Below are 12747 nucleotides of genomic sequence, written 5' to 3'. Positions count from 1 at the left end.
GGAGCGGGCTTGCCCGCGATGGGGTCGACGCGATCTTAAGTACGGTACTCAGCGTTGATTTTCACGTACTCGTGGGACAGGTCGGTCGTCCAGATGGTTTCGCTGCAATCACCACGGCCCAGTTCGATGCGGATGGTGATTTCTTCCTGCTGCATCACCGCCGCGCCCTGGGCTTCGGTGTAGGTGGCGGCGCGGGCGCCACGGCTGGCGATGCAGACGTCGCCCAAGAACACGTCGATCTTGCTCACGTCCAGGTCCGGCACGCCGGCACGGCCAACCGCAGCGAGGATACGCCCCCAGTTCGGGTCGGAGGCGAACAGCGCCGTCTTGATCAGCGGCGAATGCGCCACGGTGTAACCGACATCCAGGCACTCCTGGTGATTGCCGCCACCGTTGACCTCGACAGTGACGAACTTGGTCGCGCCTTCGCCGTCACGAACGATGGCCTGGGCGACATCCATGCACACTTCGAACACCGCTTGCTTGAGCTTGGCGAACAGCTCGCCTTCGGCGCGGGTGATTTCCGGCAAAGCGGCCTGACCGGTGGCAATCAGCATGCAGCAGTCGTTGGTCGAGGTATCACCATCGATGGTGATGCGGTTGAACGACTTGTTGGCACCGTCCAGCATCAGATTTTGCAGCACGTCACGAGCCACTTTGGCGTCGGTGGCGATGTAGCCGAGCATGGTGGCCATGTTCGGGCGGATCATGCCCGCGCCCTTGCTGATGCCGGTGACGGTGATGGTCACGCCGTCGTGCTGGAACTGGCGGCTCGCACCTTTGGGCAGGGTGTCGGTGGTCATGATACCGGTGGCGGCGGCTTCCCAGTTGTTGACCGAGAGGTCGTCGAGGGCCGCTTGCAAGGCACCTTCGATCTTCTCGACCGGCAGCGGCTCACCGATCACACCCGTGGAGTACGGCAGCACCATGCTGGCGTCGACACCGGTCAGTTCAGCCAGTTTTGCGCAGGTGCGCTCGGCGGCGGCCAGGCCTGGCTCACCGGTACCGGCGTTGGCATTGCCGGTGTTGGTCAGCAAGTAACGCACCGGGCCTTGCACGCGTTGCTTGGCCAGGATCACCGGCGCCGCGCAAAAAGCGTTGAGTGTGAACACACCGGCAACCGTCGAACCTTCGGCACAGCGCATGACCACGACATCCTTGCGCCCGGGACGCTTGATGCCGGCCGAGGCAATACCGAGTTCAAAACCGGCAACCGGGTGCAACGTAGGCAAAGGACCAAGACCAACAGCCATGAATGCGCTCCTCACTAGATGATGTCTGCACCGCTCAACGAGAGCGGTGGTGTAAATGGCAAAACGCCGCGACGGCAAGAGCCGGTCGCGGCGCGGGTATTTCAGCGTATGTAACGGGTTTTACTGGATCTGCCCGTGGCAATGCTTGTATTTCTTGCCCGAACCGCAGTAGCACAGCTCGTTGCGGCCCAGCTTCTGCTCGTTGCGAACCGGTGCGGTGGCGAGGGCAACATCGACCTCTTCACCCAACTGCTCGACTTGTTCCAGGCCGGGCGCTTCGTCGTGCTGGAACTGCATGCGTGCAGCCAGTGCCTCGGCTTCCTGGCGCAGACGCGCCTCTTCCTCGGCCGGATCTTCGCGACGCACCTGAACGTGCGACAGCACGCGGATCGAGTCGCGCTTGATCGAATCCAGAAGCTCGGAGAACAGCGTGAACGACTCGCGCTTGTATTCCTGCTTCGGGTTCTTCTGTGCATAACCACGCAAGTGGATACCGTGACGCAGGTGATCCATGGTCGACAGGTGGTCTTTCCACAGGTCGTCCAGTACACGCAGAACGATTTGTTTCTCGAAAGTGCGCAGCGCCTCGGCGCCGGCCTGGTCTTCTTTCTCGTTGTACGCCGTCATCAACTCCTGCATCAGCTTCTCGCGCAGGGTTTCTTCATACAGGTGATCGTCTTCGTCGAGCCACTGCTGGATCGGCAGCGCCACACCGAAATCGCTCTGAATGGAGGCTTCCAAACCTGCGACGTCCCACTGTTCGGGCAGCGACTGCGGCGGGATGTGCGCGCTGACGGTGGCATTGAGCACGTCCTGGCGGAAATCGGCGATGGTTTCACCGATGTTGTCGGCGGCCAGCAACGTATTACGCATGTGATAGATCACTTTACGCTGTTCGTTGTTGACGTCATCGAACTCCAGCAGTTGCTTGCGGATGTCGAAGTTACGACCTTCCACCTTGCGCTGGGCTTTCTCGATGGCGTTCGTCACCATGCGGTGCTCGATCGCTTCACCAGGCTGCATGCCCAATGCCTTCATGAAGTTCTTCACCCGATCCGAGGCGAAGATACGCATCAGGCTGTCTTCCAGCGACAGGTAGAAACGGCTGGAACCGGCGTCGCCCTGACGACCGGCACGACCGCGCAGCTGGTTGTCGATACGACGCGATTCGTGACGTTCGGACGCGATCACCTGCAAGCCGCCCGACTCGAGCACTTGCTGATGACGCTTCTGCCAGTCGGCCTTGATCTGGGCAATCTGCTCAGGCGTTGGATCTTCCAGCGACGCGACTTCCACTTCCCAGTTGCCGCCCAACAGGATGTCGGTACCACGACCGGCCATGTTGGTGGCGATGGTCAGGGCGCCTGGGCGACCGGCCTGGGCGATGATCTCGGCTTCCTTTTCGTGGAATTTGGCGTTCAGAACCTTGTGTTCGATGCCTTCTTTCACGAGCAGGCTGGACATGTGCTCAGACGTCTCGATGGTGGCGGTACCCACCAGCACCGGGCGACCAGCGGCCATGCTTTCCTTGATGTCATTGACGATTGCCGCGTATTTCTCCTCGGCCGTCAGGAACACCAGGTCGTTGTAGTCTTTACGGGCCAGCGGTTTGTTCGTCGGGATGACGATCACCGGCAAGCCGTAGATCTGATGGAACTCGAACGCTTCGGTGTCGGCCGTACCGGTCATGCCGGACAGCTTGTCGTAAAGACGGAAGTAGTTCTGGAACGTGGTCGAAGCCAGGGTCTGGCTCTCGGGTTGGATATTGAGGTTTTCCTTGGCTTCGATGGCCTGGTGCAGACCTTCGGACAGGCGACGCCCGGGCATGGTACGACCGGTGTGTTCGTCGACCAGCACGACCTGGCCGTCCTGCACGATGTACTCGACGTTGCGATGGAACAGCTTGTGTGCACGCAGGCCAGAGTAAACGTGGGTCAGCAGGCTCAGGTTGTGCGCCGAATACAGGCTCTCCCCTTCAGCGAGCAGGCCAAGACGGGTCAGCGCCTCCTCGACGAACTGGTGACCGGCTTCGTTGAGCTCGACCTGGCGGGTCTTCTCATCGACGGTGTAGTGGCCAGCCTTGGTGACTTCGCCTTCGACCTCCTCGACGTGCAATTCCAGCTGTGGGATCAGTTTGTTGATCTCCATGTACAGCTTGGAGCTGTCCTCGGCCTGACCGGAAATGATCAGCGGAGTACGGGCTTCGTCGATGAGGATGGAGTCGACTTCGTCGATCACGGCAAAATTGAGTTCGCGCTGGAATTTTTCTTCCATGCTGAACGCCATGTTGTCGCGCAGGTAGTCAAAACCGAATTCGTTGTTGGTGCCGTAGGTGATGTCGGCGGCGTAGGCAGCGCGCTTTTCTTCCGGTGGCTGGAACGGCGTGACAACGCCGACCGTCAGACCGAGGAATTCATAGAGCGGACGCATCCAGTTGGCGTCACGGCGGGCCAGGTAGTCGTTGACCGTGACCACGTGCACGCCCTTGCCGGACAGTGCGTTGAGGTAAACGCCCAGTGTACCCACCAGGGTCTTGCCTTCACCGGTCCGCATTTCAGCAATGCGACCTTCATGCAAGGTCATGCCGCCGATCAACTGGACGTCGAAGTGGCGCATGCCCATGACACGCTTGCCGGCTTCACGGGCAACCGCAAAGGCTTCTGGCAACAGTGCATCGAGGGTTTCCCCTTTGGCGATGCGGGCCTTGAACTCTTCAGTCTTGGCGCGCAATTGATCGTCCGAAAGGGCCACCATTTGCTCTTCGAAGGCATTGACGACTTGTACCGTCTTGAGCATGCGCTTGACTTCACGCTCGTTCTTGCTTCCAAAAAGTTTCTTTAACAAAGGCGCAAACATATCGGCAGGATCTTCCACACTAAAGGGATGGAGGGCGGCCCCGTGAGTCGCCCGTGCAGCCCTCATGGCCGCATGCGAACGAGCATTCTACCCGGAAACGATGGTGAGGATAGTGGCGTTATTCCACGATGCATGCACTGCGCTGTAACGGGGCTCACTTAAAATAAGGGCTTTTTGCTGAACTTCAACCCGCTGAGGGCAGAAGTTACCTGTTGATTTAATGAGTAAAGCGCACGCAAAGCAATGGGTCAGGTGCTTGCGGTGCTTTCTGCTACCATGGCGGCTCTGTTACTTCAGGTGTCGGATCATGGCATTTCGCCCTCTCACGGCCAGAGCACCCGCCGTTCTGCTTCGCGAAGCCAAGCCGCTCAAAGCCATTCTCGGTCACGCTCAGCGCCTGAGCCATTTACAGCGCCTGCTCGACAGCCAGTTGCAGCCTGCCGCCCGTGAGCATTGCCATGTAGCGTCCTGGCGCGAAGGCAGTTTGTTGCTGATTGTCACCGATGGTCATTGGGCGACCCGCCTGCGCTATCAGCAAAAACGCCTGCAACGCCAGCTACAGATGTTCGAGGAATTCGCCAATCTCAACCGGATCCTGTTCAAGGTGCAGCCACCCACCGTACAACGAGGCGTGATCGGTCATACGGCAGATTTGTCCACCGATGCCGCCGCAACCATTCAGGCCACCGCCGACGGCATCACCGATCCCAACCTGCGCGCCGCGCTGGAACGACTGGCGGCGCACGCCAAGCCAAAAGCCTGAAGGTTGCCGGCTAGCGGCGTTTGCTGCCGCCCAACAGCGAGCCCATCAAACCGCGCACCAACTGCCTGCCCAACTGATTGGCCGCCTGTCGCATCGCCGATTTCAGGGCCTGCCCGGCGGCGGTCCCCAGGAACTCCCCGGCCTGCTCGGTGAAGCTCGGCTCCTGCGCCTCTGGCGGTTGCGCTTCAGGTTTTGGCGCCAGGTCCTTGCGCCCCATCAGCACTTCATAGGCGGATTCGCGATCGATCGGTTTGTCATACCGCCCCTTGAACGGCGAACCGGCGATCAGCAGGGTGCGTTCGGTCTCGCTCAATGGCCCGATCCGTGATTGCGGCGGCGCGACCAGGACCCGCTGGACCATTTCCGGCGTGCCTTTGTCCTGCAAGGTGCCCACCAGTGCTTCGCCAATGCCCAACTCGGTCAACACCGACAGGGCCTCGAACGCCGGGTTCGGGCGGAAACCGTCGGCCACGGCGCGCAGGGACTTCTGCTCCTTGGCGGTGAATGCGCGCAAGCCATGCTGGACGCGCAAGCCAAGCTGCGCCAGCACGTCATCCGGCAAGTCGCCGGGCGACTGGGTAACGAAATACACCCCCACGCCTTTGGAGCGTATCAGCCGAACCACCTGTTCCAGACGCTCCTGCAACGCCTTGGGCGTATCGGTGAACAGCAAATGCGCCTCGTCGAAGAACAGCGCCAGCAAGGGTTTGTCGGCATCGCCGCGCTCTGGCAGTTGTTCGAACAACTCGGCCAACAACCAGAGCAGGAAGGTCGCGTAGACCTTCGGCGCCTCATGCACCAGGCGGCTGGCATCGAGCAGGTGAATACGACCGCGGCCATCGGCCGCCGGTTGCAGCATGTCTTCGAGTTGCAGCGCCGGTTCACCGAACAACGCGTCGGCACCCTGCTGTTCGAGCACCGCCAGGCGCCGCAGCAGTGCCTGACTCGAACCTGTGGTCATCAACGCCGCGTCGTCGCCGAGCAATTCGGGGTGATCACGCAGGTGATTGAGCAGCGCCTTCAAATCCTTCAAATCCAGCAGCAACAAACCTTCACGGTCCGCGACCTTGAAGGCGGCGTAGAGCGCCGACTGTTGGCTGTCGGTCAACTCCAGCAGCGCACCGATCAGTAACGGGCCCATTTCGCTCAGGGTGGTGCGCAAGGGGTGGCCGGTTTGACCATGAATGTCCCACAGCGCCACCGGATAAGCCTGGGGCGTGTGATTGAGCCAAGGCATGCCCGCAATTCGCTCGGCCACCTTGCCCTGCGGGTTGCCCGCCGCACCGAGACCGCACAGATCACCCTTGATATCGGCGGCAAAGACCGCCACACCGGCATCGCTGAATGCCTCGGCCAGGCGTTGCAGGGTGACGGTCTTGCCGGTTCCGGTGGCGCCTGCGACCAGCCCGTGGCGGTTCGCCAGGCGCATGGCCTGGGCAATCGGCTGTCCTGAAGGGTCGGCGCCGATAATGAGTTGCGATGAATCGTGCATTTTGCCCACCTTGGTTAAACATTGAACGATCACAGTCGATACAAGGGTCGTTGGTAATCCCCTAAGGCGAAGACGGAACCATCAACGTGACTTCACCCGTCGCCCATGCGCGTGCCTGTTATAAAAGCACGCCGTGGGTCCAAAGACCTTATCGGGACATCGATCCATGAATAAAAATATGCGCTTTGGCCATAAGATCCTGCTTGTGGCCGCCCTCATCGTCACTCTCGCCTTCACTGCCTTTACGTTCTACAACGACTATAAGCAACGAAATGCGATCCGCAATGACCTGAACGACCACCTGCATGAAATGGGCAGTGTGACGGCCAACAACATCCAGACCTGGTTGAACGGTCGCAGCCTGCTGGTGGAAAACCTCGCACAAAACATCGCACTGAACGCAGACCAGGGCAATATCAGCCGGTTGCTGGAACAGAACGCGATCACCACGGCCTTCGTCGCCGGTTTCATGGGCACCCAGGACGGGCACTTCGTCATCCGTCCGGACAACACGATGCCGGAGGGTTTCGACCCGCGTGTGCGGGATTGGTACCTGGACGCGCAGAACAGTCGCGGGCCGATACTCACCGAACCCTACACCGATGTGTCCACCGGCAAACAGGTGATTTCCATCGTCCAGCGTGTGTCCAGGGGCGAGCGCCAGGTCGGTGTGGTCGGCGGCGACCTGAGCCTGCAAATGATCATCGACAGTCTCAATGCCCTGGACTTCAACGGCATGGGTTTCGCGTTCCTGGTCAACGCTGAGGGCAAGATCCTGGTGCACCCGGACAAGTCGCTGGTGATGAAATCCCTGTCCCTGGCCTACCCGGACGGCACGCCGCGGATCAATAACGATGTCAGTGAGCTACAGGTCGACGGCAAGACCCGCATTGTCACGTTCACCCCGATCAAAGGCCTGTCGTCGGTGAACTGGTACATCGGTCTGTCGGTGGATAAGGAACAGGCCTACTCGATGCTCAATGCCTTTCGCACCTCGGCAGTGGTGGCTACCGTCATTGCCGTGGTCTCTATCATCGCCCTGCTGGGCATGTTGATCCGCCTGCTGATCCAGCCGCTGCACATCATGACCCGCGCACTGATCGACATTGCCGACGGCGAGGGTGACCTGACCCGGCGCCTGACCATCCAGAACAACGACGAGTTCGGCCAGCTCGGTATCGCGTTCAACCGCTTCGTGGAGCGCATTCACGGGTCCATCCGTGAAGTGTGCTCGGCCACCGTGCAGGTCAATGAGGTGGCGCTGCGGGTGGTAGCGGCCTCCAACTCGTCGATGACCAACTGCGACCAGCAAGCCTCACGCACCAGCAGCGTCGTCGCCGCGATCAACCAGCTTGGCGCCACCGCTCAAGACATCGCACGCAACGCCGCCCAGGCATCGAGCCAGGCCAGCGAAGCCCGCAGCCTGGCCGAAGAAGGCCAGCAGGTGGTCGATCGCAACATCGTCTCCATGAATCAACTGTCGAGGATGCTCAGCGCCTCAAGCACCCATATCGAGTCGCTGAACGACAAAACCGTGAACATCGGGCACATTCTCGAAGTCATCAGCAGCATCTCCCAGCAAACCAACCTGCTGGCGCTCAATGCCGCCATCGAGGCCGCCCGCGCCGGTGAAGCCGGCCGCGGTTTTGCCGTGGTGGCCGATGAAGTGCGCAACCTGGCGCACCGCACGCAGGAATCGGCGGAACAGGTGCAGGGCATGATCGAGCAATTGCAGGTCGGCGCGCGCGAATCGGTCAGCACCATGAGCGACAGCCACCGCCAAAGCCAGGACAGCGTGAAGATCGCCAACCAGGCCGGCGAGCGGCTCGACCGCGTCACCGCACGCATTGGCGACATCGACGGGATGAACCAGTCGGTGGCCACGGCGACCGAGGAGCAGACGGCGGTGGTGGAGGCCATCAATGTCGACATCAACGAGATCGACACGCTGAACCAGCAAGGGGTGCAAAACCTGCAGGCGACGCTGCGGGCCTGCGCCGATCTTGAACGGCAGGCGGCGCGGTTGCAGCAGCTGGTTGGCAGTTTCCGCATCTAGGGTGTCACTCACGGCCTCATCGTCGGAGCGCCGACCGACGATGAGGCCGGTGAAACCATCCCGAAACCCCAACCGAACATCTATTCTTCATTAAGGTCAACCAAGGGAGAGACCAGGTCGGAGGGACGCTCATCGTGCATATCGCTGACATCACCATGTTCTACGCCCCTGCCAGCGGTGGCGTTCGAACCTATCTGGATGCCAAACATCGTCGCCTGGGGATCAAGTCAGGCATTCGCCACAGCTTGCTGATTCCCGGTTCGCATCTGAGTGAAGCCGATGGTGTCTACACCGTACCGGCTCCCGCCCTGCCCTTTGGCAAGGGTTATCGATTCCCCCTTCGCCTGGCGCCCTGGCGCAATGTCCTCCAGGATCTGCAACCCGACCTGATTGAAGTCGGCGACCCCTACCTCACGGCCTGGGCGGCGCTGGATGCCCGTCGCCAGCTCGATGTACCCGTGATCGGTTTCTACCATTCGGACCTGCCATTGCTGGTCAGCAACCGAATGGGCAACTGGGTCACCAATAATGTCGAGGCCTATGTCAGCAAGCTGTACGGCAACTTCGACCGGGTACTGGCGCCGAGCCAGATCATGGCTGACAAACTCATCGGCCTGGGCGTCCAGAATGTATTCGTCCAGCCCCTGGGCGTCGACTTGCACACCTTTCACCCCGACGCACGCGATCCCGACCTGCGCGCGCAGTTGGGCATCGACGAACAGACTCACTTGCTGATTTTCGCCGGGCGCGGTTCCAAGGAAAAAAATCTGCCGGTGCTGCTCGACTGCATGACGCACCTGGGGCGGCGCTATCACCTGCTGCTGGTGGGGTCGTCCATGCCGACGGCTGTACCGGGCAACGTGACGGTGATCGATGACTTCCTTCCGGCATCCGAGGTGGCGAGGCTCATGGCCAGTGCCGATGCGCTGTTGCATGCCGGCGATCAGGAAACCTTCGGCCTGGTGACCCTCGAGGCCATGGCCTGCGGCATTGCGGTAGTGGCCGTGGCCGCCGGCGCTTTTTCGGAGATCATTACCCCAGACTGCGGCCTGTTGTGCGAACCGAACGACGCCTCGGCAATGGCCAATACGGTACGGGAGTTGTTCGCCTCGGGCAGCGTCGACCTGGGTCGGCAGGCTCGTCGCCATGTCGAGCAGCATTACTGCTGGGACACCGTGGTTCAGAGTCTGTTGGGGCACTATCACGCTGTCCTGGGCAACCAATGGCCGCTGATCGCCAATGGCTGACCTCGTGAACACGCCAAGCCTGCTACTGGTGCTGCACGACGTTGCGCCGCAAACCTGGGCCGATTACCAGCCGTTTGTCGAAGCTGTCGATGCCCTGGGCGATATACCGATGACCTGGCTGGTGGTGCCGGACTTTCACCGGCACAACCCCCTGGAAGCTCATCCGGGGTTTCGTCACCTGCTCGACGATCGTGTCGCCCGAGGTGACGAACTGGCGTTGCATGGCTATTTTCATTGTGACGAAGGCCCGCCGCCCATCACACCACGAGACTGGTTCATGCGCCGCATCTATACCCATGAAGGCGAGTTCTACAGCCTGTCCCGCGATGCAGCGTTCGCCCGGTTGTGCGCGGGCATCGAGGTGTTCGATCGATACCGATGGCCGCTGCACGGATTTGTTGCTCCGGCCTGGCTGATGAGCGAAGGCACCCGCCAGGCCTTGAGCCAGTTGCCGCTGCGCTACACCAGCGACGCGCAGCACCTGTATCGCCTGCCGGACTTCGCGCGGATCCAGGCGCCGGGGTTGGTGTGGAGCGCCCGCAGCGCCTGGCGGCGCGGTGTATCCAGGCTGCTGAGCGATCAGCGCGAGCAACGCTGGCGTCAGGCACCGGTGATTCGCCTGGGCGTGCATCCGGTGGACATGCGTCATGGCTTCTCGCGGGACTACTGGCTGGACACCCTCAGGCGTTTGCTGGACGAGGGGCGAGTGCCGTTGACCAAGGCCCATTGGCTGGAGCAGCACAGCCAAAGCCTGGGTCGCGCCGCATGAGCCGGGGCATCCTGCTGTTTGTCGCGCTGCTCGCGGCCATCCTGATTCCCCTGCTGCTCGGCGGCAACCAGACCTGGGCGCGCTTGCAGGCGTTTCCCCTGAGCGTGTTGTTGATCATGTTCACCATGATTGTGCTGTGCTGGCTCGTGAACACACAGCGCCTGCGCCTGTTGCTGGGAGATCAACGGGGCAAGGTCAGCCCGGTGAAAAGCCTGGGCGTGGTGATGGCGGCGGAATTTGCCTATTGCGCCACGCCGGGCGGCAGCGGTGGACCGTTAACGATCATGGCACTGCTGGCGCGCAACGGCGTACGGCCGGCGCGGGGAAGCGCCGTGTTTGCCATGGATCAACTGAGCGACCTGCTGTTTTTCCTCTGCGCGCTGGTGGGCATCCTGATTTATGCGTTGTTCCAGCACCTCAGCGAGCGCATGGAATGGCTGTTGATGGTCAGCGCCGTTTCAATGTTTGGCGGCTTGCTCAGTTGTGTGGTCATCGCACGCTACCACCGCCGGCTGATTCGCCTCAGTGGGCGCCTGCTGATGCGCCTCAATGTGAAAGGCGCCACTCGAATGCGTTGGGCGCGCAAACTCCTGCATTTTCTGGCGGCCTTCACCGACACACTGAAGTTGCCCTTCAACACCCTGATCACGGTATTTGCACTGACCTGCGTGCATTGGCTGCTGCGTTACAGCGTGTTGTACCTGGCGGTGCGCGGTCTCGGTGCCGACCTGCAATGGGCGTGGAGTTTCCTGATTCAAATGCTCTCGCTCAGCGCGGGGCAATTCAGCCTGTTGCCCGGCGGTGCCGGCGCTGCGGAACTGACCTCGGCTGCGCTGCTGACGCCCATGGTCGGCAAATCCACCGCTGCGGCAGCGATCCCTGATCTGGCGCGCGGTGACCTATTACTTTTACCTGGTGGTGGGCGGGCCGGTGTTTTTGCTGATGCTGGGGCGGCCGTTGCTGAAAAAACTGATGCGACCCAAACACGTGTAAACCGCCATCGCGAGCCGCGGCCCTTGCCTACGTGTCCTGCGCAAATCTACTGTGGGAGCGAGCCTGATCGCGATGATGGCTCGACCACCGCTGGTTGTCAGGCTGCCCGCGTTATCGTTAACGACCATCGCGGACAAGTCCGCTCCTGCAGGAAAACAAGGTGGTGCCAGTCAGTCGGATTTCGCCGGCACTTCGTCGGCTTCTTTGTTCAACTGCTCCCATAGCGCCTGCGCGTCCGGAAACTCAGTGCCATCGTCGGGGCTCAAGTCATCGGGGTCGTAGCGGCTCAAACACCCCTCCCCCAGTGTTGCGGGTGCGCGGGATGTCGCTTTGTCGAGCGGGTCAGCCATGATCAGTTCCTCGATGCAGAAACGGCGAAGGGCCTGGAGCGATTGAACGCCCAGGCCCTTCGAATTTCAACCCTGCGAGGGTGTTATCAGAACACCACAGTCTTGTTGCCGTGTACCAGCACGCGGTCTTCCAGGTGATAACGCAGGCCACGGGCCAATACCATTTTCTCGACGTCACGGCCGAAACGCACCATGTCTTCGATGCTGTCGCTGTGGCTGACGCGCACCACGTCCTGCTCGATGATCGGACCGGCGTCCAGCTCCTCGGTCACGTAGTGGCAGGTCGCGCCGATCAATTTCACCCCACGCAGAGAGGCTTGGTGATACGGCTTGGCACCCACGAACGAGGGCAGGAAGCTGTGGTGAATGTTGATGACCTTGTGCGCATACTCGCTGCACAACGCTGGCGGCAGGATCTGCATGTAGCGGGCAAGGACCACCACTTCGGCATCATGCTGCTTGACCAGGCGCGAGACTTCGGCGAAAGCCGGCTCTTTGTCCTGTGGGTTGACCGGCACATGGTAATAAGGAATGCCGTGCCACTCGACCATGCTGCGCAAATCATCATGGTTGGAAATCACGCAGGAAATTTCGCAGTCCAGTTCATCGCTATGCCAGCGGTGCAGCAGGTCGGCCAGGCAATGGGATTCGCGGCTGGCCATCAATACCACGCGTTTTTTCTGCGCGGTATCGGTAATGCGCCAGTCCATCGCGAACTCTTCGGCAATCGGTGCGAACGCCTCGCGAAAGGCTTCGATACCAAAAGGCAGCGAATCGGCCCGAATTTCGTGACGCATGAAGAACCAGCCACTGAGATTGTCCGAGTGGTGGCTCGCTTCGGTGATCCAGCCATTATGGGACGCCAGAAAGTTACTGACTTTAGCAACGATACCGACGCGGTCCGGGCAAGAAATCACCAACCGAAAGGTGCGCATGGGGGGAAACTCCAGAACTTCGCAAAGGCCGCC

The 12747-nt window shown here is 60.9% G+C and carries 9 protein-coding genes and 2 pseudogenes; 6 read left to right on the top strand and 5 right to left on the bottom strand.

What is annotated here, in order from left to right; all coding sequences use genetic code 11:
- Positions 1-35: 35 nt before the first annotated feature.
- Positions 36-1253 (bottom strand): bifunctional glutamate N-acetyltransferase/amino-acid acetyltransferase ArgJ, encoded by a 1218-nt coding sequence (argJ, locus tag AB4O36_RS02810; RefSeq protein WP_460141015.1) that lies wholly within the window; start codon positions 1251-1253, stop codon positions 36-38.
- Positions 1254-1373: 120 nt separating this feature from the next.
- Entirely contained in the window at positions 1374-4109 is a 2736-nt protein-coding gene (gene secA, locus AB4O36_RS02805; RefSeq protein ID WP_460141014.1) for a preprotein translocase subunit SecA, read from the bottom strand.
- 307 nt (positions 4110-4416) lie between these two features.
- On the opposite strand from secA, the gene AB4O36_RS02800 reads away from it, so the two are divergent.
- On the top strand, positions 4417-4872 hold the full coding sequence (locus tag AB4O36_RS02800) for a DUF721 domain-containing protein (protein ID WP_460121503.1): 456 nt from the start codon (positions 4417-4419) through the stop codon (positions 4870-4872).
- A gap of 10 nt (positions 4873-4882) precedes the next feature.
- Here the strand turns inward: AB4O36_RS02800 and AB4O36_RS02795 are convergent, their stop codons facing one another.
- Positions 4883-6364 carry a helicase HerA-like domain-containing protein gene (locus tag AB4O36_RS02795; protein WP_460141013.1) on the bottom strand — a complete coding sequence of 494 codons (1482 nt, stop codon included), beginning with the start codon at positions 6362-6364 and terminating at the stop codon, positions 4883-4885.
- Between the two features lie 166 nt (positions 6365-6530).
- Here AB4O36_RS02795 and AB4O36_RS02790 point away from each other — a divergent pair.
- The 5 genes and pseudogenes from AB4O36_RS02790 to AB4O36_RS02770 form a co-directional block, all read left to right on the top strand.
- A pseudogene (locus AB4O36_RS02790) lies at positions 6531-7562 on the top strand (HAMP domain-containing protein); the annotation flags it as partial.
- A 93-nt stretch (positions 7563-7655) separates the two neighbouring features.
- Entirely contained in the window at positions 7656-8420 is a 765-nt protein-coding gene (locus AB4O36_RS02785; protein ID WP_460126564.1) for a methyl-accepting chemotaxis protein, read from the top strand.
- Positions 8421-8554: 134 nt separating this feature from the next.
- Positions 8555-9667, top strand: coding sequence for a glycosyltransferase family 4 protein (locus tag AB4O36_RS02780; RefSeq protein ID WP_460141012.1), 1113 nt, complete (start codon positions 8555-8557; stop codon positions 9665-9667).
- On the top strand, positions 9660-10436 hold the full coding sequence (locus tag AB4O36_RS02775) for a DUF2334 domain-containing protein (RefSeq protein WP_460141011.1): 777 nt from the start codon (positions 9660-9662) through the stop codon (positions 10434-10436). Before AB4O36_RS02780 ends, AB4O36_RS02775 begins: the two co-directional genes overlap by 8 nt.
- Positions 10433-11429 (top strand): annotated as a pseudogene (locus AB4O36_RS02770) (lysylphosphatidylglycerol synthase transmembrane domain-containing protein). The gene AB4O36_RS02775 and the pseudogene AB4O36_RS02770 overlap by 4 nt, the downstream one beginning before the upstream one ends.
- Positions 11430-11599: 170 nt before the next feature.
- Here AB4O36_RS02770 and AB4O36_RS02765 read toward each other — a convergent pair.
- Together AB4O36_RS02765 and purU are read right to left on the bottom strand one after the other, a co-directional pair.
- Positions 11600-11779: a hypothetical protein gene (locus AB4O36_RS02765; protein WP_460121492.1), complete on the bottom strand. Its 180-nt coding sequence runs from the start codon at positions 11777-11779 to the stop codon at positions 11600-11602.
- 86 nt (positions 11780-11865) lie between these two features.
- A complete protein-coding gene (purU, locus tag AB4O36_RS02760) occupies positions 11866-12714 on the bottom strand; it encodes a formyltetrahydrofolate deformylase (RefSeq protein WP_460121490.1) in 849 nt (282 codons plus the stop codon).
- Positions 12715-12747: the final 33 nt, after the last annotated feature.

The organism is Pseudomonas sp. S2_E01 (genome assembly GCF_054668365.1).
The sequence above is the reverse complement of the archived record's forward strand: the minus strand, read 5'-3'. Positions and strand labels throughout refer to the sequence as shown.

What these genes read in the sequence shown, in the direction of transcription:
- argJ (WP_460141015.1), bottom strand. Translation starts at nt 1,253, where the DNA reads ATGGCTGTTGGTCTTGGTCCTTTGCCTACGTTGCACCCGGTTGCCGGT.
- secA (WP_460141014.1), bottom strand. Translation starts at nt 4,109, where the DNA reads ATGTTTGCGCCTTTGTTAAAGAAACTTTTTGGAAGCAAGAACGAGCGT.
- AB4O36_RS02800 (WP_460121503.1), top strand. Translation starts at nt 4,417, where the DNA reads ATGGCATTTCGCCCTCTCACGGCCAGAGCACCCGCCGTTCTGCTTCGC.
- AB4O36_RS02795 (WP_460141013.1), bottom strand. Translation starts at nt 6,364, where the DNA reads ATGCACGATTCATCGCAACTCATTATCGGCGCCGACCCTTCAGGACAG.
- AB4O36_RS02785 (WP_460126564.1), top strand. Translation starts at nt 7,656, where the DNA reads ATGACCAACTGCGACCAGCAAGCCTCACGCACCAGCAGCGTCGTCGCC.
- AB4O36_RS02775 (WP_460141011.1), top strand. Translation starts at nt 9,660, where the DNA reads ATGGCTGACCTCGTGAACACGCCAAGCCTGCTACTGGTGCTGCACGAC.
- AB4O36_RS02765 (WP_460121492.1), bottom strand. Translation starts at nt 11,779, where the DNA reads ATGGCTGACCCGCTCGACAAAGCGACATCCCGCGCACCCGCAACACTG.
- purU (WP_460121490.1), bottom strand. Translation starts at nt 12,714, where the DNA reads ATGCGCACCTTTCGGTTGGTGATTTCTTGCCCGGACCGCGTCGGTATC.